This is a genomic window from Sinomonas gamaensis, assembly GCF_005876955.1.
GTDB classification, from domain to species: domain Bacteria; phylum Actinomycetota; class Actinomycetes; order Actinomycetales; family Micrococcaceae; genus Sinomonas; species Sinomonas gamaensis.
Genome location: NZ_SSCL01000009.1, coordinates 157,708 through 179,670 on the forward strand (window position 1 = coordinate 157,708; position 21,963 = coordinate 179,670).

Consider the following 21,963-nt stretch of genomic DNA (forward strand, 5'->3'; position numbering starts at 1 on the left):
GACGGCGGCGCGACCCTCGTGGGGGCCACGCCGCCGTGCACTTCGGGCGGGGTTAGGCGCGCTCTGCCTCGAGCTCGCTGGCCGTCGCCTCGCGCTCCACGTAGCCGTAGACCTCGGGGAGGATGAACTTGGCTGCGAGGAATCCGATGAGGGAGAGGACGGCGACGGCGAGTGTCGCGCCGACCTTGCCCCAGCCGGTGGTCATGAGCGGGAACACGAAGGCGCCGAAGAACGAGGCAGCCTTCACGAACACGTAGCCGAAGCCCGACGCCGTGGCCCGGAAGCGCGCGGGCGCGACCATCGATGCGATGGTCATGCCGTTCGAGGCATCCCAGTAGTGGCCCCACATGAGCACTGCCGCGCCCAGGACGATGAGCCACTGGATGTTCGCGCCGAGCGCGAACGCGCCGACCACGAGGCCCGCGAATGCGAGGCCGTAGCCCCACATCGCCACGCCGCGGTGACCGGTCTTGGCAATCATGGTCGGAGCAAGGAAGCCGGAAACGGTGGCGAGAACATAGATCAGCGCGGTCACGAGGTTCGTGCCCGTGATGTTCGAGTTCGAGGCCACGCCCACTCCGGCGGTCACGAGGATGACCGGCAGGTAGAACCCGAACGCCGTGAACTCAGCACCCTGGCAGGCGTTGGAGATCCAGGCGAAGATCGTGGCCCGACGCTTGGTCTTGTCAGCCCAGATGACCTTGAGGAAGTCGCCGACCTTGGGCTTCTCGAGCTCGTAGTCCTGGTTGGGGAGCATCTCGAGCGGATCCTGGAACAGCTTGAGGGAGACTTCCTTGGCCTTCACGAACTTGCCGCGCTGAATGAGCGAGAGCGGCGTCTCCGGCAGGTCGAGGCGGGCCAGGAGAAGGATGAACGCGGGAACCGCACCAATGGCGAGGGCGACTCGCCACAGGACACCGTGGTCCATGTTCGTGATGTACATGATCGTGATGACAACGATCGAGAAGACCTCGCCGAGGCCGAACATCGCCTGCCAACGGCTGCCCATCTTTTCGCGGGCGCCCTTCGACATCGACTCCATGATGTAGGCGTATCCGTTGGAAATGTCGGACCCGAGCGGGATGCCGATCAGGATACGCATGATGATCAGATCCCACACGCTGTGGGAGAAGCCCTGAGCAATCGCGAGCACGATGAACAGCACCATCGTGAGGATGAAGACGCGCTTGCGCCCCAGCCGGTCGGCAATCAATCCGCCGATGACGGCACCGATGAGCGCACCGCCCTGCACGCCAGCGGTGAGGAGGCCGAGTTCGAAGTCGTTCGGGTGGTACTCGGCCTTGATGAAGACGAGGACGAAGGAGATCGCATACAGATCCCACGCCTCGATGAGGATCGTGGCAATCATCATCCAGCCGCCGCGGACGCTGGATGCCGTGCCGTTCTTGTTGAGGAGGACCTCGGTTGCCTTATCGGACAACCTTCTCAGGGTGGCCTGGTCCATCATTGCCTTTCTCGCAGGAGACTGGCGCGCGCTGCACCAGCCGGCGAGGCGGGTTGGGTTGACGCCATAGTCACTCCTTGATGGTGGATTACATCTGCTTATGTCCCCACAGATGCGGCTTAGATCATACCTAAATGTGTGACAACCGCAACAGCTATGATGTTGAGGATGTGATCGAGGCAGTTCCCAGGAGTTCCAATGCCCTCAGGCCCCCACCATTCGTCCGCTCAGGGCCCGCCTTCGGGCAGTCTCCATGCGAAGGTGCTCGAGGACTTGGGGTCGGCCATCGCCGACGGGAGCCTCGCTGCGGGCAGCGTGCTCCAGATCGAGGAGCTCGAAGAACGCTGCGCCGTTTCCCGTTCAGTGGTGCGCGAGGCCGTTCGGGTGCTCGCGTCGATGGGTCTTGTCACCATGCGGCGCCGAGTCGGTGTTCAAGTCCTCCCGAGCTCGGAATGGAATGTGTACGACCCGGAAGTCGTCCGCTGGCGGCTCGAAACCTCGGGCCGGCTTGCTCAGATCCAGTCGCTGACCGAGCTCCGCATCGCAGTGGAACCCGAGGCCGCCAAGCTGGCCGCGACGCGTGCGCCCCAAGAGCAGGCGGCTGAGATCCTCGCCCTTGCGGGCGAGCTATGGGTCGCCGGAAACGAGACGGCCAGCGAGAGATTCCTCGAGCTCGACATCGAGTTCCATCGGCTGATCCTCGTGGCGTCCGGCAACGAGATGTTCTCGGCCCTCCACCCGCTCATCGCTGAGGGCCTGGCTGGCCGGACTCACTATGGGCTCATGCCCGAGCGTCCGCACCTCGAGGCGCTCCAGCGGCACATGGATGTGGCCGTGGCCATCCAGCACTCGCGTCCCGATGACGCCCACGCTGCGATGGAGGCGATCATGGATCGGGCGATCGCGGAGATGCGGGAGCTCTCGCGGCCGCCGGAGGAACGCTCCTAGCGCCAGACGTGGCGAGCGCTGCGAGCCGCCTGAGCGTGGACTGCGGCACGTGCTGCACCTGCCGCCTGAACCGCAACCGTCTTGGCCGCACCCGCCGCCTGAGCGGCACCGGCCGCTCTGGAGACTGCAGCCGACACCTGAGCCGCAATCGCCCTGGCCGCCGCGTTCTGGACGGCGACAACATCAGGAGCGGGCACAGCGGCGGCAACATGGCGCCCAGCAGGAACCGCCGGCGCGGCGGGAGTCACCCGCTCGACGGCCACGGCAGCCTCCGCGACGACCTCGTCTGCAGGTGTCGCACGATGGCGGGGGCCGCTGGCCACAGCTTCACCCACGGCCGTAGCTCCTGCAGGAGCGGGCGTCTGCGCGGACTGAATGCCGACCGATGGCGCCGGGACTGGGGCTTCCTGCGGGGTCGAGACGGGCACTTGAGGTCGGATGTCCGGCCCGTTCGCAAGCGGCGCCGTGACGACGGGCCCCACGGCCTGAGGGCCATCTGCCGAATAGTCCACCCCGCCGAGTGCGGCCACGCCGGACGCGCCGAGGCCGACGCCGGCAACAACGGCAGCGCTGATGATGGCACCCCTGTGCCGTTTGCGGGGCGCGAAACGGACGACGGCGGGCTCCCGCGGCGCGAGCTTCTCCAGGGCCACGTCTGCCGCACGGCGCGAGGCCCGGCTGGAGGCGGTCCCTGCGCCATTCCCCGACGTGCCGAGTGCGAGGAGCTCGGCCAGTGCACCGCTCGGTTTCGGCGCCGCGGCCGGGCGCAGCGCGCGGAGGGATTCGAGCGCAAGGCCCAGATCGTCGTCGTACGCCAACCCTGCGTCGGCGAGGATCTCCGCCACCACCTCGTGCGGAGCCTCATGTCCACGTTCGCTGCTCACAGTGCGCTCACCCCTTCCGAAACCATCTCGCGGAGGGCTTTGAGCCCCCGCCGCTGAAGCTGTTTGACGGCGCCCGGCGTCTTGCCGAGCACGTTGGCGACGTCGTCGACGCTCAACTCCCCCACAATCCGGAGCATGAGGACGTCACGCTGCTCCGGCTTCAGGGCGCCGATCAGCAGCTGGGCGTCCGTCTGCCCCGTGCGCATGAGCGCCTCCGCCTCCGCGGACGGCGCGGCCCTCTCGTCTAGGAGCGGGTCGTAGTCCACGCTCTGGGGCCGGCGCTCGACTCTTCGGTAATGGTCGACGACTCGCGCGTGCGCCACGGAGAACACGAATGTCCGCAGCCCCGCGACACCTCCGGCGATGCTTCCCACCCGCGGAAGAACACTGAGGAACACGTCCTGCATCAGCGCTTCGGGGTCCTCGACACCCCTCCCCGTGAAGTAGCCGACGACCGCCGGGGCGAGCGCGGCGTAAATGCGCGCGAAGAGCTCGGGCTCCTCATGGGCGCCCGCCACAAGGTCGTCGTCTGTGAGCGCATCGGGCCCGGTGCGGCCGCTCCGTTGAGTACTCGCCATGGCCGTCCCAGTCTAAAGGGAGAGGTCCCCGGACACAGAGAAGCCGGGCTGGAACATGATGGGGGACAGATTCCAACCCGGCTTCAACTAGGTTATCGCTCGAAGCGCCGCGGAGGTTACGCGGTGGCAGAACTTTTTTTGAGGGCCTTTCGTCCCGACTTCTTCCGGTTTCCGGCGCCTCGTCAGTCGATGAGGTCGCGCACCACGACCGTCTGGTCGCGGTCGGGACCGACGCCGATCGCCGAGAAGCGGGTGCCGGAGAGCTTCTCGAGGGCGAGGACGTAGTCGCGCGCGTTGGCGGGGAGATCGTCGAGCGACTTCGCCCCCGAGATGTCCTCGGTCCAGCCGTCGAAGTACTCGAAGATCGGCTTGGCGTGGTGGAACTCCGTCTGCGTCATGGGCATCTCGTCGTGGCGCACGCCGTCGACGTCGTACGCCACGCAGACCGGGATCCGCTCGATGCCGGTGAGCACGTCGAGCTTCGTGAGGAAGTAGTCCGTGAAGCCGTTGACGCGGGAGGCGTGGCGCGCGAGCACGGAGTCGTACCAGCCGCAGCGGCGCGGGCGCCCCGTGTTCACGCCGAACTCACCGCCGGTCTTCTGCAGGTAGGCGCCCATCTCGTCGAACAGCTCGGTCGGGAACGGGCCGGCACCCACGCGGGTCGTGTACGCCTTGATGATGCCGATCGCGCGGGAGATGCGGGTCGGGCCGATGCCCGAGCCCACCGAGGCGCCGCCCGCCGTCGGATTCGACGACGTCACAAACGGGTAGGTGCCGTGGTCAACGTCGAGGAACGTCGCCTGGCCGCCCTCCATGAGAACGACCTTGCCGTCGTCGAGCGCCTTGTTGAGCTCGTACGTCGAGTCGATCATGAGGGGGCGCAGGCGATCCGCGAACCCGAGGAAGTAATCCACCGTCTCGTCGACGCCGACGGCGCGGCGGTTGTAGACCTTCACGAGCAGCTCGTTCTTCTGGCGGAGCGAGCCCTCGACCTTCTGGCGCAGGATCGACTCGTCGAAGACGTCCTGGACGCGAATCCCCAGACGGGCCACCTTGTCCATGTACGCGGGGCCGATGCCACGCCCCGTGGTCCCGATGGCACGCTTGCCGAGGAAGCGTTCCGTGACCTTGTCCAGCGTCTGATGGAAAGGCGCAACGAGGTGGGCGTTCGCCGAGATGCGCAGACGGGAGGTGTCGCCGCCGCGCGCCTCGAGCCCGTCGATCTCCTCGAAGAGCGCCTCGAGGTTCACCACGCAGCCGTTGCCGATGATCGGGATCGCGTTGGGGCTGAGGATGCCCGCTGGCAGGAGCTTGAGCTCGTACTTCTGGCCGCCGACGACGACGGTGTGCCCCGCGTTGTTGCCGCCGTTCGGCTTCACGACATAGTCCACGCGACCGCCGAGAAGATCCGTCGCCTTGCCCTTGCCCTCATCGCCCCACTGGGCTCCGACGATCACGATTGCTGGCATGGATTCCTCCCCGGGTACCGCCTGTGGCCCGTGTGGCCGACAGCCTGCATGCGTAAAGCCCCGCCTCTCTCGCGCAGCTCGCCACGGATAACGCTGCGCGGCAAGAGTGCCGGGGCTCTTGCCACCCAAGTCTACCGAAGCGTGCATGGTCTGCCGAAGACGGGGAAACATACCCGGAAACACGCACCCCCGGGAGGCCACGGTGGAGAACGATGCTCGGAATGCGGAGCGCGAGGCCGAGAAGGTCACGCGTTCACCTCTCGCAAAGGGCGTGGCGAGGGCCGGGTTCGTCTTCGTCGGGCTCCTCCACGTGCTCATTGCGTGGCTTGCCGCCCAGATTGCCCTCGGCCAGAACAGCCAGGCGGATCAGACGGGTGCCGTCGAGCAGATCGCCTCCGCGCCGGGCGGCCCCGTGATCCTGTGGGGCGGGGCCGTTTGCTGCGCAGCCCTCACTGTGTGGATGGTCCTCGAATGGGTCGCCGAGTGGCAGCGGCACGGCTCGCCGGTCAAGGGACTCGGGCCGCTCGGAACCGGCATCGCCTATCTCGCTCTGGCCGCGCTCTTCGTCAGCTTCGCGCTGGGGAACCGGAAGAATTCGAGCGAGAAGTCGAAGGAGATCACGGCGACGCTGCTCGGCGCGCCGTTCGGCGTTGTCGTCCTCGTCGTTGCGGGCCTCATCCTCCTCGGAGCCGGCGGGTACTTCGGCTTCCGGGGCGTGACGCGCTCGTTCCTCGGCAAGGACGCCCAGCCCACGCCGCACGTTCCGTCGTGGGTCAAGGTGGTCGGCTGCGTGGGCTTCGTGGCGAAGGGCGTGGCGCTCGCCGTCGTCGGCATTCTGGTGTTGGTGGCGACCTTCCGGCACGACCCAGGCCAGCAAAGCGGGCTCGACGGCGCTCTCAAGAGTCTCGCCGGGCAGCCCTACGGCGGCTGGATCCTGGGCGCAGTCGCCGTGGGGCTCGCCTGCTACGGCGTCTACTCGGCGGCCAGGGCAAGATACGCCAACTTCTAGCCGTTTCAGGTACTGAAACTCCCCCTTTTCAGGCGTTTCGGGTACTGAAACTCCCCCTTTTCAGGCGTTTCGGGTACTGAAACTCCCCCTTTTCAGGCGTTTCGGGTACTGAAACTCCCCCTTTTCTAGGCGTTTCGGGTACTGAAACTCCCCCTTTTCAGGCGTTTCAGGTACAGAAACGTTCTGTACCCGAAACGGTCAGAGGGCGTATTGCTTGCGGAGCTCTGCCTTGCGGATCTTCCCGCTGGCCGTCCGGGGCATCTCCTCCACGAACACGACCGATTTCGGGATCTTGTACCGGGCGAGCCGTCCGTCGAGGTGAGTTCGTACGTCGTCGTCCGTAAGCTCCGCACCCTCGCGCAAGGTGACGATCGCGCGCGGGACCTCGCCCCATTTCTCGTCGGGCACCCCGATGACGGCGACCGACGCCACCTGCGGAAGCTCGACGATCACGGCCTCGACCTCGGCCGGGTAGATGTTCTCGCCGCCGGAGATGATCATGTCCTTGAGCCGGTCGGAGACGTAGAGGAAGCCCTCGTCGTCGCGGTAGCCCATGTCGCCGGACTTGAACCAGATCCCGTCCGCGTACGAATCTCTCGTCGCGTCGGACCGGTTCCAGTACTGCTTGATGACGTTCGGCCCGGCGATCTGGATCTCCCCGACTTCACCCGGGGCGAGGACCTCACCAAGGGGGTCGGCGATGCGGATATCGGTGAAGAAATGCGGCAGGCCGGCCGAGCCGAGCTTGTCGCGGGAACGCCCGCGCGGGAGCGTTGTCGCGCCCGGGGCGGTCTCGGTCATGCCGTAGTTGTTGGCGAACTCGATCCCGCGTGCGTCGTACGCGGCCAGGACGCTCGCCGGGATCGCGGAGCCGCCGCAGGTGAGCTTCGTGAGCGAGGTGAGGTCCGTCGTCGGCCACGCGGGGTGCTCGGCGAGCATCTGGAACGTGGTGGGCACGCCGTTGAGCGTCGTGACCCTGTGGCGTTCGATCAGCTCGAGCGCCCGGCCCGGCTCGAACTTCTGCTCCAGCACGGCCGTGCCGCCCTTGATCAGGATGGGCAGCAGGCCCATATCGAGCGAGGCCACATGGAACAGCGGCGAGATCATGAGAGCGACATCCGTGGAGGCGAGATCCGTGTCCACCAGGACGTTGTAGCAGTTCCACGTGATGTTCCCGTGCGTGAGCAGCGCACCCTTCGGCCGCCCAGTGGTGCCCGAGGTGTAGAGGATCATCGCGCCGTCGTCGAGCGACACCGATTCGTCGATCGGTTCGGCGGGCGCTGCTTGCAGCGCTTCCTCATAGCGTTCGACGACGGCGGACCCGACCTCGCGCTCAGGCGACCCGACCTCGGCGCCAGCGGACCCGACCTCGGCGGGCTCGGCGACGACGAGCCGCCGCTGCACCCCGGTGGCCTCGACGGCGGCCGCGGCCAACGGCTCAAGGCGACCGGCGTTGACGAGGAGCCGGACACCGGCGTCGTCGAGCTGGAACTGCAGCTCGGGGGCGGCGAGCCGCGTGTTGAGCGGCACGAAAACGGCCCCCAGGAGCCCAGTCGCGAAGAACGTCTCGACGAAGGCCGGATCGTTCTCGCCGAGGTACGCGATCCGATCCCCGCGAGCCACGCCGCGGCGGCGCAGCGCCTGCGCGAGCCGGCGCGCCCGCTCGGCGAGTTCCCCATAGGTGATGCTCCGCTCCCCCGCGATCAGCGCCGCCTTGGGGCCCGACTTTGCGAGGCGCCGCTCGAGCCACGAACCAACTCCGTTGTTGTGCACAGCGTCCCTCCTAACGGACGGTGGTGAGGTCATTGTCCTTCGATTCGCGGGTGAGGAGGATGAAGACCGCGGAGACGAGGGACAGGGCGGCGAGGAAGCCGACGACGGCACCGATGCTGTGGCCCGAGCCCTGGAACAGCGAGGCCACGATGCCGGGGGTGAAGCCGGCCCCGATGAGGGTCGCAAGCTGGTAGCCGAGCGCGGCACCGGTGTACCGGGACGTCGTCCCGAACTGCTCCGAGACGAACGCCGCGAGCGGGCCGTAGAGCGTCGAGTGGAACATGAGCGCGAGCGTGAAGGCCAGCAGCACGAGCCACACGTTGCCCGAGCCCAGCAGCGCGAACATCGGGAACAGGAACGCGACAAACAGCACAAGGCCGGTGACCATGACGGGACGGCGACCGAAGCGATCTGAGAGGCGGCCCCCGAAGAGCACGAAGGCGATGGAGATGGCCGACGCCGCGGCAAATGCGTACAGCACGCCCTGCTGCGGGGCTCCCTTCGAGACCGCGTACGTCACCGAGAACGTCGGCAGCACGACCTGCAGGCCGAATCCGGCCGCCCCGGCGAGCATGATGAACACGAGCGCCTTGGGCCGACGGAGCACCTCGAGCAGCGGGAGCTTCCGCTTGGCCGGCCCGTTCGCTTCTGCCGTCACCGCGGCAGCGAAGATGGGGCTCTCCGAAATCCTCAGGCGGACAAAGAGACCGACGAGAAGCAGCGCGAACGAAGTAAGGAAGGGGATCCTCCAACCCCATGCGAGGAACGCGTCACCGGGCAGCGCGGAGACGATCCCCATCATGACGGTCCCCAGGACAGCGCCCGTCGGGGCGCCGGCGTTGACGAAAGACGCGGCGAACCCCCGCCGCTTCGGATCCGAGTGCTCGAGCGCCATGAGCGCGGCGCCGCCCCACTCGCCGCCGACGGCGATTCCCTGCAGCACGCGCAGGAGTACAAGGACGACGGCGCCCCACGGCCCGATCAGGTTGGCTCCCGGGATGAGGCCAATCGCCGCTGAGGCAAGGCCCATGAGCGTCATCGAGACGATGAGCATCCCCTTGCGCCCCATCCGGTCACCGAAGTGGCCGAAGATGACGCCGCCGAGAGGCCGGGCCACATAACCGGCGGCGAAAGTCGCGTAGGCCTCAATGACGCCGACCCACGGGTCGGCGCCGGCGAAGAACACCTTGGGGAAGGCGACCGCCGCGGCCGTCGCGTAGAGAAGGAAGTCGTAGAACTCGATGGTGCTGCCCAAGTAGCTGGACAGGATGACCGTGCGGGCTTCTTTGCGGCGCGCGGCCGTGCTCATCTGCGTGAGCTGGGTCGTTCCAGACATGGTTCGTCCTATGGGAGGAGGGGTTGGTTGTTGAACCAGGGGTTACTTGTAGAACCGGGCGAGGAATTCGGCGACGACGGCGGGACGCTCCTGGCCTTCGATCTCGATCGTCGCGTTGACCTTGATCTGGGCGCCGCCCTTGACCTCGGTCACCTCGGCGATCTGGCCGACCATGCGCACCTTCGACCCGACTTTCACCGGTGAGGTGAAGCGGACACGGTCGAGGCCGTAGTTGACCTTCGTGGTGACACCTTCGACGTCGAACAGCTCGCCCCAGAACGGGATCAGCAGCGACAGGGTGAGGAAGCCGTGCGCGATCGGGGCACCGAATGGGCCATCCTTCGCACGCTCGGGGTCGACGTGGATCCACTGGTGGTCGTCGGTCGCGTCGGCGAAGAGGTTCACGCGGTCCTGGGTGATCTCAAGCCAGTCAGTCGCGCCGAGGTCGGCGCCGGTCATGGTGAGGAGCTTGTCGAAGTCGACGACGAGCCGGGGCTGGGTCATGGAAGGTCTCCTGTTTTCTGTCCGTTTCGGGTACAGCTAATTGGCGGGAAAGGCGTTTCGGGTACAGCTACTTGGCGAAGGCACTGGCGCCGGTGAGTGCCCGGCCGACGATGAGGGCGTTGATCTCGTGGGTGCCCTCGTAGGAGTAGACGGCTTCGGCGTCGGCGTGGAAGCGGGCAACGTCGGTGTCGAGCGTGATCCCGTTGCCGCCGACGACCTCCCGCGCCAAGGCGACGGTCTCGCGCATGGCGAGGGACGTCTGCATCTTCGCGAGCGCGGAGTCCTGGTCGCGGTAGATCCCGCGCTCCTGCTGCTCGGTGAGCCGGACGACGAGCGAAAGGCTCGCCGTCACGTTGCCCAGCATCCGGGCGAGCTTCTCCTGGACCAGCTGGAAGGAGCCCAGCTTCCGCCCGAACTGCTCGCGCTCGCGCACGTACCTGAGAGCGGCCTCGAAGGCGCCGGCCTGGATGCCCGTGGCGATCCACGCTACGTCCGAGCGCATGGCTCGCAGCATCGCGGCGACGTCCTTGAACGAGTTCACGTTGTGGAGCCGGTCCGCCTCGGTGACGCGGACGCCGTCCAAGGTGATGTGCGCGTTCTGCATCATCCGCAGCGCCGTCTTGCGGTGGATCTTCTCGACGACGACGCCGGGCGCCTCGCGCGGGACGAGGAACGCCTTGACCTGGCTGTCGGCGACGTCGCGCGCGAAGACGGCGAGGACGTCCGCCGTGGCGGCCCCGCCGATCCAGCGCTTCGCCCCGTCGATGACCCACCCGCCGTCGTCTTCGCGCCTGGCCGTCGTCGCCAGCCCTCCCGCGATGTCGGATCCGTGCTCAGGCTCGGTGAGGCTGAAGACCCCCTTGAGCGAGAAGTCGACGACGCGCGGCATCCACTCCCGCTGCTGCTCCGGCGACGCGCCGACCCGGATCGCGGTGCGGAACAGCCCGGCCTGTGCCGTGTAGAACGTCGCGAGCGATGCGTCGGTGCGGGCGAGCTCGAAGATGCGGAAGCCCTGGTAGATCCCCCGGGCTGGCTGTCCGTCAGAGACGAGCTCGGCCGGCTCCATGAGATCCAGATCGACGAGCGGCTGCCGCAGCTCCTCGGGAAACTCGCCGCGCTCCCAGTACTCGCTCAGAAGCGGGCGCGCCTTCTCGTCGAGGAACGTGCGCAGCCGGCCAAGGACCCGGCGCTCGTCGTCCGTGAGGAGGGACTCGGCGTCGTACCAGTCGGCCACCTCGTAGAGGCGACTCCCCAGGCCCGCGGCGCTCACCACGCCTGCGGCGAATTCCGTCGTCGCACTCATCTCACTCCCCCAGCCCGAGCACGCGCACGGCGTTGCCCTTGAGGATCTTGGGGCGCACCTCGTCCTTGAGCGGGAGGTCGGCGAAGGCGCCGAGCCACTTCTGCGGGGTGATGAGCGGGAAGTCGGTGCCGAAGAGGACCTTCTCCTGCAGGACCGAGTTCGAGGCTTTCACCAGCGACTCGGGGAAGTACTTCGGCGACCAGCCGGAGAGGTCGATGAAGACGTTCGCCTTGTGGGTGGCGATCGAGTTCGCCTCTTCCTGCCACGGCACGGATGGGTGGGCCATGATCACGGTGAGGCCGGGGAAGTCGGCGGCCACGTCGTCGAGCAGGAGCGGGTTCGAGTACCGCAGCTTGATCCCGTGCCCGCCGGGCAGGCCCGCGCCCATACCGTTCTGCCCGGTGTGGAAGACGGCCGGGAGACCGAGCTCCTGGAGCGCCTCCCACAGCGGGTAGAACTCCTCGCTGGAGGGGTCGAAGCCCTGCAGGGACGGATGGAACTTGAAACCGCGCGCGCCGAGCTCGAGCGCCTGGTGCTTCGCGCGGGCTATCGCTTCTTCCCCGGTGCGCGGGTCCACGGAGCCGAACGGGATGAGGACGTCGTTGTGGCGTGCCGCGCCCTCGATGAGATCCTCGATGCTGTTGGGCTCGTGGCGGAGCTGCGTCCGTGCGTCGACCGTGAAGACGACGGCGGCCATGTTCAGCTCGCGGTACGTGTCCGCGATCTTGTCCAGGCTCGGGGAGCGGTCCTCGGCCTTGAAGTACTTTGCCGAGGCCTCGGTCAGGGCCGCCGGGAGGGACGTGTGCCCGCACGAGTCCACCTCGAGGTGGACGTGCATGTCGATCGCGTCGAGCTTGTCGACGTCGATCCCGAGCTCGTAGCGGGGCATGGTCAGTGGGCCTCTGCGGGGGCGGGTTGGAGGTTCTCGGGCAGCGGCAGGAACTCCTCGCCCACGCTCTGCAGGTGCCCGCCGATGATCTCGGCGCCGCGCTCCTGGAGCGCCTCGTAGGTCCAGCCGCCCTCGCGGTAGTCGGTGGTCGCCGGCTCGGGGTGGGTCCAGACCTGGAGGCGGTCGCCGCCGGCGCCGATGGCCTGGCCGGTGATCCCGGCTGCCTCGTCGGAGGCGAGGTACGCGATGAGGCCGGCGACGTCGTCGGCCGTTCCGAAGCCGAGACCGTGCCGGAAGAACGCCGGCATGGCCTCGCCGCGCTCATCGGCCTCGACAGCCTTGGCGAAGTACGGGACGGTCTTCGTCATCGCGGTCGCAGCGACGGGGATGACGGCGTTGACCGTCACGCCGGCCTTCTTCATCTCCAGCGCCCACGTGCGCACCATGCCCACAATGCCCGCCTTCGCGGCGGCGTAGTTGGTCTGGCCGAAGTTCCCGCGCTGTCCGGTCGGGGAACCGATCGTGATGATCCGGCCCTGGATGCTGTTGGCCTTGAAGTAGGAGAACGCCTCGCGGACACAGGTGAAGGTGCCGCGGAGGTGGACGTTGATCACGAGGTCGAAGTCCTCGTCCGTCATCTTCAGCAGGCTCTTGTCCCGCAGGATCCCCGCGTTCGTGACGAGGATGTCGAGGCGGCCGAACGCGTTCACCGCGCCGTCCACGAGCGCCTTCGCGGCTTCCGTCGAGCCAACGGGGACGACGACGGCGGTCGCCTTGCCGCCGTCGGCCTCGATCTGCGCGACCGCAGCAGCCGCCGTCTCCTCGTTGACGTCGTTGACGACCACGGCGGCCCCCTGCCGGGCGAGCTGCCTCGCGTAGGCCAGGCCGAGCCCCTGCCCGCTTCCGGTGACGATCGCTACCTTGCCTGCCAGGCTCATCCCGTGCTCCCTCGCACTCGTGCTGCTCGGTCTCATTGGTTCGGCTCCTCGGCCATGAGACCCTTGTCACGATCCATGAAAGGACGGATCATTGAAAATGTCAACGATTGGTTCTGAGGATGTTTGGAGGCTCGCGTGAGTGTGCAGGACGAGGCTGTGGTGCCGCGGCTTGCGGAGGCGGCGATTGCCGACGACGTCGGCCTCCTCCTTGCAAAGCTGCACGCCGCTGGGTCGGTGCTCAACAACAAGGCGCTGGCTGAGTTCGGTCTGCGGGAGCGTTCGTACTCAGTGTTGCGACTCGCCTGCAGCGGACTTGAACCGACCCAGCGCGAGCTCGCGGAGTTCCTGAGCCTGGACCCGAGCCAGATCGTGGCACTCGTGGACGAACTCGAGGGACGCGGACTCGTATACCGGGAACAGGGGCGCACCGACCGACGGCAGAAGATCGTGCTCGCGACACCCGAAGGCGAGCGCCTGCATGCTGGGGCTTCCGCCGCGATTGCCGCATGCGAGCACGAGCAGCTCGCCGCACTCACCGATGCGGAGGCGGCGACCCTGCGGAAGCTCCTGCGGAAGGCCCTCTGGGCCTAACGCCTGACGATGACTATCTCTTTCGGATATCAGATCGGGCCCCGAAATGGGCTGCCCTTATTGCGGGTCATCTAGCGGTTTCGCCTGGTCGGTCTTCTCCAGCTTGCCGACCAAGTCCAACCCGCCCTCGGCCCATTCGATCTCGGCGCGCGCCCGGGCAATCATGCCCTCATAAGCGAAGACCTTGTAGGCGGTAATCCGATCTGCGTCCTCTGGAGGCTTGCCCTCAATGCGCTTCGCGAGCGTCGGATTCGAGTGGTCGCGAAGGGTGCGGATCATCTCCTTCCAGTCATCGATTCGAGCGGAGTGATAGGCGATATGCGCCGTGAAGAAATCCATGGACGCCTTCGGGTCAGCCCACTCGAGGTAGGCGGCCCGCAGGCGGATAGGATCGCGCTCCCGCTGATAATCGGGCGGCTCATTGAGCCAGCGCTGAAATGACTCGACTCCAGCCTCGGTGATGGAGTAGCGCTTCTTCGTGCCCCGCTTCCCCCAGGCCACGCTCTCGCCGCGGATGAGGCCGTCCTGCTCCATGCGGCGCAGCTCGGGATAGATCTGTGAGTCGGGGGCATGCCACACGTAGCCGACCGAGGTCTGGAAGTTCTTGTACACGTCGTAGCCCGTCATGGGCTGCGACGTCAGCATCGCCAAGAGCGCGTTCCTGAGGCTCACGTGGCTACCCTATCCGCCTCTTGCAACTATCTATATCCATAGATAGAGTGTGTTTTACTTCACAGACTATCTATGGCGATAGATAGTCGGCACCGTCAACGCGGACGGAAAGGACACCGATGTCTACCACTCGCACCACCAACAAGACCCTCGCCCACCCCTTCAACGCCTGGTACGTCGCCGGCTGGGACTACGAGCTCACCCGCAAGCCCTTCGCGCGCACCATTGCTGGCCGCCCGCTCGCGCTCTTTCGTACCGAGGACGGCCGTCCAGTCGCTCTGGCCGACGCCTGCTGGCACCGCCTCGCCCCGCTTTCGATGGGAAAGACGGTGGGCCGTGATGAGATCCAGTGCCCGTATCACGGCATCACCTACAACTCCGCCGGCAGGTGCACGTCGATGCCGGCGCAGGAGACCATCAACCCCTCCGCCACGGTTCCCTCGTTCCCAATCGTGGACCGCTACCGCTTCGCCTGGGTCTGGCTGGGAGATCCAAAGGAGGCCGACCCGGCCCTCATCCCGGACATGCATCAGATGAGCTCCCCGGACTGGGCCGGGGACGGCGAGACGATCTACGCCCCCTGCAACTACCAGCTCGTGCTCGACAACCTGATGGACCTCACGCACGAGGAGTTCGTCCACTCCTCCTCGATCGGGCAGGAGGAGCTCAGCGCCTCAGATTTCAAGGTCACCCACGACGAACGCACCGTGACCGTCTCGCGTTGGATGTTCGACATTGAGGCACCGCCGTTCTGGCTGAAGAACATGCGCGACAAATTTCCCGGCTTCGAGGGCCGGGTGGACCGCTGGCAGATCATCCGCTTCGAGGCGCCGTCGACCATCACCATCGACGTCGGCGTCGCCAGGGCCGGGACGGGAGCGTTCGACGGCGACCGCAGCCAAGGCGTGAACGGCTACGTCATGAACACGATCTCCCCGGAAACGGACAAGACGTGCCACTACTTCTGGGCGTTTATGCGCAATTACTGCCTTGAGAGCCAGCTCATCACCACTCAACTCCGCAACGGCGTGCACGGTGTGTTCGGAGAGGACGAGGCCATGCTCAAGGCCCAACAGGCGGCCATTGACGCCAATCCCGACTACGAGTTCTACAGCCTCAATATCGACGCTGGCGGCATGTGGGTCCGGAGGCTCATCGAGCGGATGCTCGAGGCAGAGGGGCGCCTCGCATCCTCCACGGCGGAGCAGCCCGCGCCGGTCGGGGCCTGATCATGGCCGCCAACTCCAGCGCCGTCTGGCAGAAGGGCCGGGTCGTTGAAACCCTCGACGTCGCCCGCGGGATCCGGCGCATCGTCATCGAGCCGGATGCCCCCGTGGCGGCGGCGCCCGGCACCCACGTGGATGTCGCCGTCGTCGTCAATGGGGAGCGGGAGGTGCGGTCCTACTCCGTGGTGGAAACGAACGACGACGGCAGGCGCCTTGCGCTCTCAGTCTTCCGGACGCCCGCCTCCCGCGGCGGATCGATCTTCATGCACGGACTCGTGGCCGGGGACGACGTGGCCATCACCCAACCCATGCAGAACTTCCCACTTCGCGTCGGGGCCCCGCGATACGTCATCCTCGCCGGTGGAATCGGGGTGACCGCCGTCCTCGGCATGGCCCGCCAGCTCGCCCGACTCGGCGCCGACTACCGGTTCGTCTACGCCGGACGCAGCCGCGACGCGATGGCCTACCTCAACGAGCTCCTTGCTGAGCATGGTGACCGGCTTGAGGTGCACGTCGACGCGGAAGGAACGCAGCTTGACGTGCCGGCGCTGGTCAGCGGCCTCGATCTGGACACCGAGCTGTATATGTGCGGTCCGATCCGGCTCATGGATGCCGTCCGGCGCTCCTGGCAGGACTTCGAGCTGAGTCTGCCGAACCTTCGCTACGAGACGTTCGGCAACAGCGGATGGTTCGACCCTCAGGAGTTCGTTGTACGGATTCCCCGGCTCGGCATCGAAGCCCTCGTCCCCAAAGACCGCTCCATGCTCGAAGCCCTCGAAGCCGCGGGAGCCGACATGATGTTCGACTGCCGAAAAGGCGAATGCGGCCTTTGCGAGGTCGACGTGCTGGAGCTTCGCGGCGACATCGACCACCGCGACGTCTTCTACAGCGAACGCCAGCAGCAGGCCTCCGCCAAGATGTGCTGCTGCGTCTCCCGTGTCATTGCCAAGAATCCCCTCGGCTCCTCCCCCGTCCTCAGTGGCAACGGGCGCGCCGTCGTCAGCATCGAGGTGAGCTGAACATGACCACCGATCTCCGGGCGCGCATCGAAACGTCCCCCATGGGCGCAGGCCAGTGGGCCATCGTCGCCCTCTGCACGCTCCTCAACGCCGTAGACGGTTTCGACGTCCTCGCCATGGCGTTCACGTCCGCGCGAGTGTCCAAGGACTTCGGTCTGACTGGCAGCGAGCTCGGCCTCCTGCTCAGCGCGGGGCTTGTCGGCATGGCCCTCGGGTCCCTTCTCATCGGCCCGATTGCGGACAGGTTCGGCCGACGTCCCACGCTCCTCGCTTCCGTCGCCACCTCCGCCGCCGGCATGCTCCTGTCCGCGACCGCCACAAGCGCTGTCCCCCTGGGCCTCTGGCGGGTTGTGACAGGGCTCGGCGTCGGCGGCATTCTCGCGTGCACGAACGTACTGGTCAGCGAATTCTCGTCCACGCGCTCGCGCAGCCTGGCCATCAGCATCGTCACCGCAGGCTATGGGCTCGGGGCGACCCTCGGCGGAGGGGCTGCTGTGTGGCTGCAGGCGCAGTTCGGCTGGCATGCGGTCTTCCTCGGCGGTGGACTCGTGACGGTCCTCTTGCTCGCGCTCGCGTTCGGGCTTGCCCCCGAAAGCGTCGACTTCCTGCTCACTCGGCGGCCGCGGGGGTATGACGCGAAGCTCAGGCGGCTCGCTCGCCGGCTCCGACTCGCCGAGACGGCGTTCGTGGAAGGAGCACCGACAGTGCGCGTCGGCTCGGCTGCCCCGGCCCGGAACCCCCTGAGCAGCCTGTTCGATGCCTCCAATCGTCGCTCCACCCTCTTGGTCTGGGTGTCTTTCTTCGCGGTGATGTTCGGCTTCTACTTCGTCAACAGCTGGACACCGAAACTTCTCGTCACCGCGGGAATGACCGAGAGCCAAGGCGTGGTCGGCGGCCTGGCGCTCACTCTTGGGGGCACCGTCGGCTCGGTTCTCTTTGGAGCTTTCGCTTCGAAATGGGCAAGTCGAACCGTGATGATCTGGTTCACAGTCCTTGCCGCCATCGCGACAGCGGTCTTCATCTCTGCCGCGGGAATTCTGGTTCTCGCCTTTGCGATCGGCGTGGTGCTTGGCGGTCTGATCAACGGCTGCATTGCGGGCTTGTATGTGATCGCCCCGTCGGTCTACCCGACGGCTATCAGGAGTACGGGCGTGGGCTGGGGGATTGGGATCGGCCGAGCCGGCGCGATCCTCGCGCCCACCGCCACCGGCGCACTCTTGGACGCCGGGTGGACCCCGAGCGGCCTGTACCTCGGCGTGGGAGCCATCGTGCTCATCGCCACGGCGGCCGTCTTCCTCCTGCCGCGATCCGGCTCTCCCTCGGGCGTCTCCCAAGGCGAACCGTCATCCGTGAGCCTGCCACACACCCGCTAGCGTCAATGACATGACCCATTGCGGGGTCACCCGCGCTGCAACTCGCGCATAAGGCCCTCCATCGCCAGCCGCGCCTTCTTCCGGCCGGAGACGATCATGACGAACGCCATCATGACCAAGGCGAAGGACATCAGAATGCTCACGTTCGGGCGCATCGGCACGGTGATCCCAAAGAAGAAGAGAACGATACCGATGGCAGCGATCTCGATGCCGGAACTGACGCGTGCTTCGCCCGCCACCCTCTGCGCTTCGAACCACGCTTCCATCTCGTTCATCGCACACGCCCTCCCAGCAAGAGATGCCCCTATGGGTCACTGATACCCGGAGGAGACGTGGTTGTACCCACAGACGTCGGGCCGGGGTGGCAGGACGGACCCCTCATTTCCGCAGGCGACGGAGCGAACGCTTCATCCTCCGACGGGAACCCTTCATGTTCCGACGAGAATGCTTGATACTCCGTCGGGCCCTCTTGCGGAGGGAGGCGACTGCGAAACGGACCCCAACGAGCAGGGCGGCCACCAGCACGGCGCGGAAGATTCTCTTCATCGATCCAGCAGCTCCTTCAGATTGCCGAGGACGAGCCGCCAGGTCTTCTCCGACTCGGCCGCTTCCCCTTCACTGCTGTTGTTCCCCTGAATGATGGTCACCCTGGTGGTGCCATCCCCATCGTCCTCAACGCGGTATTCGACAGTGTGGTAATTCTCGGGAATATCCGGCTTTCCGCTCAGGGGGCTGTAGTGGCTGATGCGCAGCCGACGGGGCGGCTCGAAATGGAGAATTTGACCGTGGTCCTGATATTCCTTTCCCTGCCATTCGCCGCTGAAAGTAATTCGGCTCCCCGTCTCCCACGTCGTCTCGACGTTCGTGCCCAAGAAGTACTTCTTGATCTGATCCGGGTTCGTCAGGGCATCCCACACTGCCTCAGGGCTTGCTGCGATTGTCGCCGATGCCATCGCATCCCTCGCTGAGTCCGTCATGCCAACCTCCTTCGAGCCACAAAGTACTCCGACGGACAGAGCGCGCCAAGGACTGGTGGAGTTGGCGTACCTGAGACGGTGAAAAGGGGTGAGTTGGCGCACCCGAAACGCCCAAAAGGGTGAGTTGGCGTACCCGAGACGGGGGGGGTTAGGCGAGGATGCGGTCGAGGTACGCGTTGCGGAATTTGCCGTCCGGATCGCGCTTGGCGACGAGCTCCCGGAAGTCCGCGAAACGCGGATACAGCACAGCGAGGTCAGCGGACGGAACCGTGAACAGCTTCCCCCAGTGCGGTCGAGCGGCGAAGGGGGCGATCGCGGCCTCCAGTTCTGGAAGGAACGCCTCGACCTCGGATTGCATCGGCCGCCACGTGAAGTGCAACGCCACACTGTCCTGCCGGTACGAGGGGCTGAGCCAGAACTCGTCTGCGGCGATCGTCCGAACCTCCGAGACGAACAGCAACGGCGCGAGTCTGCCCGCCAGGCCGCGCACGGCCTGCAGCGCCTCGGCGGCCGAAGAGCGCGGCAGCAGGTACTCGGTCTGCAGCTCGTCGCCAGCGCTCGGCGTGAACTCGTGCCGGAAGTGCGGCAGCCGGTCGAGCCACGGCCCCGGCACGTCGAGCTGCTGGGTGCAGTTCACCGCGTCCATCTCGGGCAGGGGGTGGCGCGCGCGGGTCGCGGGCCGCGCTCCAAAAAATGACGACGGGGCGGGGCCGGGCTCCGAATCGAGCCGCACCTTTCGCCACACCTGGGGCACGGTGTCCCCGGCATAGTCGGTGAACAGCGAGACGCTGTACCCGTCCCCGGCCACTGCGTCGTAATCGGCGAGCACAGTCTCCCAGGGCAGGTCCTCGAAGACCTGCTGCCGCACCTTGTAGGTCGGTTCGACCGCGAGCTCGAGCGCCGTCACGATCCCCAGGGCGCCAAGCCCCACGACGCTGCCGAGGAATTCGTCGCCGTCGCCCTCCTCGAGCCGTTCCACCTCGCCCGAGGCACGCACGAACTCGACGGCCTTCACAGCCGAGGCGAGCGCTGGGTTGGAAATCCCCGAACCGTGGGTCCCGGTCTGCACGGCCCCCGCGACGGAGATGTGCGGGAGCGAAGCCATGTTGTGCAGGGCGAATCCCTCCCGTTCGAGCGCGAGACCCAGGTCGCCATACGTGATCCCGCCCGGGACGCGGGCGACGCGCCGCTCGGAATCCACTTCGACCGAACCGGCCGGACGGTCCAGCACGACCTGCAGGCCGTCCGTATCCGCCACGTCGTTGAAACAGTGCCGCGAGCCGAGCGCCTTGACCCGCTGCGCGGAGCCCACGAGTTCCGCGAGCTCCTCGACGGACTCCGGCCGCTCTACGGATGCGGCCGAATACTCGAGATTCCCAGCCCAGTTCTTCATTGTGCTTCCTTCGGGGACGAAGCGGTCATCGGGTAGAGAGCAGCTGCCGCGGCACGGTATCGCGCGAGGACGTCTGGTGCGGAAGGCGCGGTGATCGTCGTCGCCCCCGCATTCTCCCACTCGGGGAACCGCCCGAGGAGGACGGCCGCGGCTTGGCGTGCTGCGCCGTCGGCCACGTACTCCCCCGGCTCCGGAACCAGCACCGGGAGCCCGAAGATTGCCGCCGCGGCGAGTTGGACCGCCTCCGACCGCGCTCCGCCGCCGACCAGGATGATGCGTTCCGCAGTCACTCCCTGCGCTGTGAGCGCGGCGAGGCCGTCGGCGAGCGAGCAGACGATGCCTTCCACGGCGGCCCGGGCGAGATTCGACCGCGTGAAGTTGCCCAGCGTCATGCCCTGCAGCGAGCCTGTGGCATCCGGCAGGTTCGGTGTCCGCTCACCCTCGAAGTACGGCACGAGCGTGAGCCCACCGGCGCCGACGGGCGCCGCGAGCGCGAGCTGCGTGAGCTCGGGGAGGGTGACGTCGAGCAGCTTGGCCGTGGCGTCGAGCACCCGCGACGCGTTGAGCGTGCACGCGAGCGGGAGGTAGTGCCCGGTCGCGTCGGCGAAGCCGGCGACGAGCCCGGAGGGGTCCGACGTCGGCTGGACGGCGACGGCGAAGACCGTCCCCGAGGTGCCAATAGAGACGACGACGTCGCCCACCGAGGCGCCCACGCCGAGGCCCGCGCCCGCGTTGTCGCCTGCGCCGGGGCCGATGAGGGCTCCGGCAGGGCTCTGCCCTCCCGACTCGAGCGGCCCCAGCACCCGCGGAAGCACAGGGACGTGGCCGAGGGTCCGTTCGAGGACCTCCGGGAGGTACTGGTTCGTCACGGGAGAGAAGTAGCCCGTGCCCGACGCGTCGGAGCGATCCGTCGTGAGGGCCCCGAGGACAGCCTCGAGTCCCTGGCTCTTCGGCCCGTGGCCGGCCAGCCGCCACGACAGCCAATCGTGCGGGAGACACACCGCCGCGGTGCGCGCGGCGTTCTCCGCCTCGTGGTCGGCGAGCCACCGCAGTTTGGTCGCGGTGATCGACGCGACCGGAACCGTGCCCGTCGTTTCGGCCCACCAGCGTGCTCCGGCGACCGCGTCGCCTTCGCCCGCCTCCTTGATAAGGGCGTCAGCCGCCGCCGCAGACCGCGTGTCGTTCCACAGCAGCGCAGGCCGGACAACCTCACCGTCCTCGTCGAGGCAGACCATGCCGTGCTGTTGCCCGCCGACTGAGATGGCGGCGACGTCGTCGATCCCGCCCGCGGCCGCAATGGCGGTCTGGAGCGCGTCCCACCACGCGTCCGGGTGGACTTCGGTTCCGGCCGGGTGCGGCGCCGAGCCGAAGCGCACAAGCGCCCCGGTCTCGGCGTCGCGAATCACGACCTTGCAGGACTGGGTGGAGCTGTCGACTCCGGCAACGAGCGGCATGTTCGCGTCCTTCGGGGGCAGGTCTAGCAGGGGCAGGTCAGCGTGCGCCGGTGAGGTGTTCGAGGGCGAGCTGGTTGAGGCGGATGAAGGCGTAGGAGCGCTCGGCGGCCTTCTCGGCATCGAAGGCCTCGAACGCGGACGCGTCCGCGAGCAGGTCAGCCG

21 protein-coding genes and 1 pseudogene are annotated in these 21,963 nt (G+C 67.1%); 6 read left to right on the forward strand and 16 right to left on the reverse strand.

Annotated features, from left to right (window positions below):
- Positions 1 to 52: 52 nt before the first annotated feature.
- Positions 53 to 1,441, reverse strand: a complete 1,389-nt coding sequence (locus E5679_RS13435) for an MFS transporter (RefSeq protein WP_171042380.1) — start codon at positions 1,439 to 1,441, stop codon at positions 53 to 55.
- A gap of 222 nt (positions 1,442 to 1,663) precedes the next feature.
- Between E5679_RS13435 and E5679_RS13440 the strand changes: the two genes are divergently transcribed.
- Positions 1,664 to 2,413 (forward strand): FadR/GntR family transcriptional regulator, encoded by a 750-nt coding sequence (locus tag E5679_RS13440; RefSeq protein WP_138416660.1) that lies wholly within the window; start codon positions 1,664 to 1,666, stop codon positions 2,411 to 2,413.
- Here the strand turns inward: E5679_RS13440 and E5679_RS13445 are convergent.
- The 3 genes from E5679_RS13445 to E5679_RS13455 all read right to left on the reverse strand — a co-directional run bounded on the left by E5679_RS13445 (position 2,410) and on the right by E5679_RS13455 (position 5,344).
- Entirely contained in the window at positions 2,410 to 3,297 is an 888-nt protein-coding gene (locus tag E5679_RS13445) for a hypothetical protein (RefSeq protein ID WP_138416662.1), read from the reverse strand. The two genes, E5679_RS13440 and E5679_RS13445, sit on opposite strands and share 4 nt — an antisense overlap.
- Entirely contained in the window at positions 3,294 to 3,875 is a 582-nt protein-coding gene (locus tag E5679_RS13450) for an RNA polymerase sigma factor (RefSeq protein ID WP_138416663.1), read from the reverse strand. Before E5679_RS13450 ends, E5679_RS13445 begins: the two co-directional genes overlap by 4 nt.
- A 182-nt stretch (positions 3,876 to 4,057) precedes the next feature.
- Positions 4,058 to 5,344: an adenylosuccinate synthase gene (locus E5679_RS13455; RefSeq protein WP_138416665.1), complete on the reverse strand. Its 1,287-nt coding sequence runs from the start codon at positions 5,342 to 5,344 to the stop codon at positions 4,058 to 4,060.
- A gap of 202 nt (positions 5,345 to 5,546) precedes the next feature.
- Here E5679_RS13455 and E5679_RS13460 point away from each other — a divergent pair, with 202 nt between their 5' ends.
- A complete protein-coding gene (locus E5679_RS13460; RefSeq protein ID WP_249336127.1) occupies positions 5,547 to 6,353 on the forward strand; it encodes a DUF1206 domain-containing protein in 807 nt (268 codons plus the stop codon).
- Between the two features lie 198 nt (positions 6,354 to 6,551).
- Here the strand turns inward: E5679_RS13460 and E5679_RS13465 are convergent, their stop codons facing one another.
- From E5679_RS13465 to E5679_RS13490, 6 genes are all read right to left on the reverse strand, one after another.
- Entirely contained in the window at positions 6,552 to 8,126 is a 1,575-nt protein-coding gene (locus E5679_RS13465) for an acyl-CoA synthetase (protein WP_138416669.1), read from the reverse strand.
- Between the two features lie 10 nt (positions 8,127 to 8,136).
- Positions 8,137 to 9,462 carry an MFS transporter gene (locus tag E5679_RS13470; protein WP_138416671.1) on the reverse strand — a complete coding sequence of 442 codons (1,326 nt, stop codon included), beginning with the start codon at positions 9,460 to 9,462 and terminating at the stop codon, positions 8,137 to 8,139.
- Between the two features lie 42 nt (positions 9,463 to 9,504).
- Positions 9,505 to 9,966 carry a MaoC family dehydratase gene (locus E5679_RS13475; protein WP_138416673.1) on the reverse strand — a complete coding sequence of 154 codons (462 nt, stop codon included), beginning with the start codon at positions 9,964 to 9,966 and terminating at the stop codon, positions 9,505 to 9,507.
- Between the two features lie 67 nt (positions 9,967 to 10,033).
- Entirely contained in the window at positions 10,034 to 11,269 is a 1,236-nt protein-coding gene (locus E5679_RS13480; protein ID WP_138416675.1) for an acyl-CoA dehydrogenase family protein, read from the reverse strand.
- A 1-nt stretch (position 11,270) separates the two neighbouring features.
- The gene (locus E5679_RS13485) at positions 11,271 to 12,158 is read right to left on the reverse strand and encodes an amidohydrolase family protein (protein WP_138416677.1); all 888 of its coding nucleotides are present in this window, start codon (positions 12,156 to 12,158) and stop codon (positions 11,271 to 11,273) included.
- Positions 12,159 to 12,160: 2 nt separating this feature from the next.
- Positions 12,161 to 13,096 carry an SDR family NAD(P)-dependent oxidoreductase gene (locus E5679_RS13490; protein WP_138416679.1) on the reverse strand — a complete coding sequence of 312 codons (936 nt, stop codon included), beginning with the start codon at positions 13,094 to 13,096 and terminating at the stop codon, positions 12,161 to 12,163.
- A 135-nt stretch (positions 13,097 to 13,231) separates the two neighbouring features.
- On the opposite strand from E5679_RS13490, the gene E5679_RS13495 reads away from it, so the two are divergent.
- On the forward strand, positions 13,232 to 13,687 hold the full coding sequence (locus E5679_RS13495; protein ID WP_138416681.1) for a MarR family winged helix-turn-helix transcriptional regulator: 456 nt from the start codon (positions 13,232 to 13,234) through the stop codon (positions 13,685 to 13,687).
- A 57-nt stretch (positions 13,688 to 13,744) separates the two neighbouring features.
- Here E5679_RS13495 and E5679_RS13500 read toward each other — a convergent pair whose 3' ends face one another.
- Complete coding sequence (locus tag E5679_RS13500; protein WP_138416683.1) at positions 13,745 to 14,359, reverse strand: PadR family transcriptional regulator; 615 nt, start codon at positions 14,357 to 14,359, stop codon at positions 13,745 to 13,747.
- Positions 14,360 to 14,478: 119 nt separating this feature from the next.
- On the opposite strand from E5679_RS13500, the gene E5679_RS13505 reads away from it, so the two are divergent.
- From E5679_RS13505 to E5679_RS13515, 3 genes are read left to right on the forward strand one after another with little or no spacing between them, the layout of a single operon-like run.
- Positions 14,479 to 15,588, forward strand: coding sequence for an aromatic ring-hydroxylating oxygenase subunit alpha (locus E5679_RS13505; RefSeq protein WP_138416685.1), 1,110 nt, complete (start codon positions 14,479 to 14,481; stop codon positions 15,586 to 15,588).
- 2 nt (positions 15,589 to 15,590) lie between these two features.
- On the forward strand, positions 15,591 to 16,604 hold the full coding sequence (locus E5679_RS13510) for a PDR/VanB family oxidoreductase (protein WP_138416687.1): 1,014 nt from the start codon (positions 15,591 to 15,593) through the stop codon (positions 16,602 to 16,604).
- Positions 16,605 to 16,606: 2 nt separating this feature from the next.
- Positions 16,607 to 17,977: an MFS transporter gene (locus tag E5679_RS13515; protein ID WP_138416690.1), complete on the forward strand. Its 1,371-nt coding sequence runs from the start codon at positions 16,607 to 16,609 to the stop codon at positions 17,975 to 17,977.
- Between the two features lie 26 nt (positions 17,978 to 18,003).
- Here E5679_RS13515 and E5679_RS13520 read toward each other — a convergent pair whose 3' ends face one another.
- From E5679_RS13520 to E5679_RS13540, 5 genes and pseudogenes are all read right to left on the reverse strand, one after another.
- Complete coding sequence (locus tag E5679_RS13520; protein ID WP_138416692.1) at positions 18,004 to 18,252, reverse strand: hypothetical protein; 249 nt, start codon at positions 18,250 to 18,252, stop codon at positions 18,004 to 18,006.
- Positions 18,253 to 18,519: 267 nt separating this feature from the next.
- Complete coding sequence (locus E5679_RS13525) at positions 18,520 to 18,954, reverse strand: SRPBCC family protein (protein ID WP_138416694.1); 435 nt, start codon at positions 18,952 to 18,954, stop codon at positions 18,520 to 18,522.
- Between the two features lie 148 nt (positions 18,955 to 19,102).
- Positions 19,103 to 20,347 (reverse strand): D-arabinono-1,4-lactone oxidase, encoded by a 1,245-nt coding sequence (locus tag E5679_RS13530; RefSeq protein WP_138416696.1) that lies wholly within the window; start codon positions 20,345 to 20,347, stop codon positions 19,103 to 19,105.
- A complete protein-coding gene (locus E5679_RS13535; RefSeq protein WP_138416698.1) occupies positions 20,344 to 21,801 on the reverse strand; it encodes a xylulokinase in 1,458 nt (485 codons plus the stop codon). The genes E5679_RS13530 and E5679_RS13535 overlap by 4 nt, the downstream gene beginning before the upstream one ends.
- Positions 21,802 to 21,838: 37 nt before the next feature.
- A pseudogene (locus tag E5679_RS13540) lies at positions 21,839 to 21,963 on the reverse strand (xylose isomerase); the annotation flags it as partial.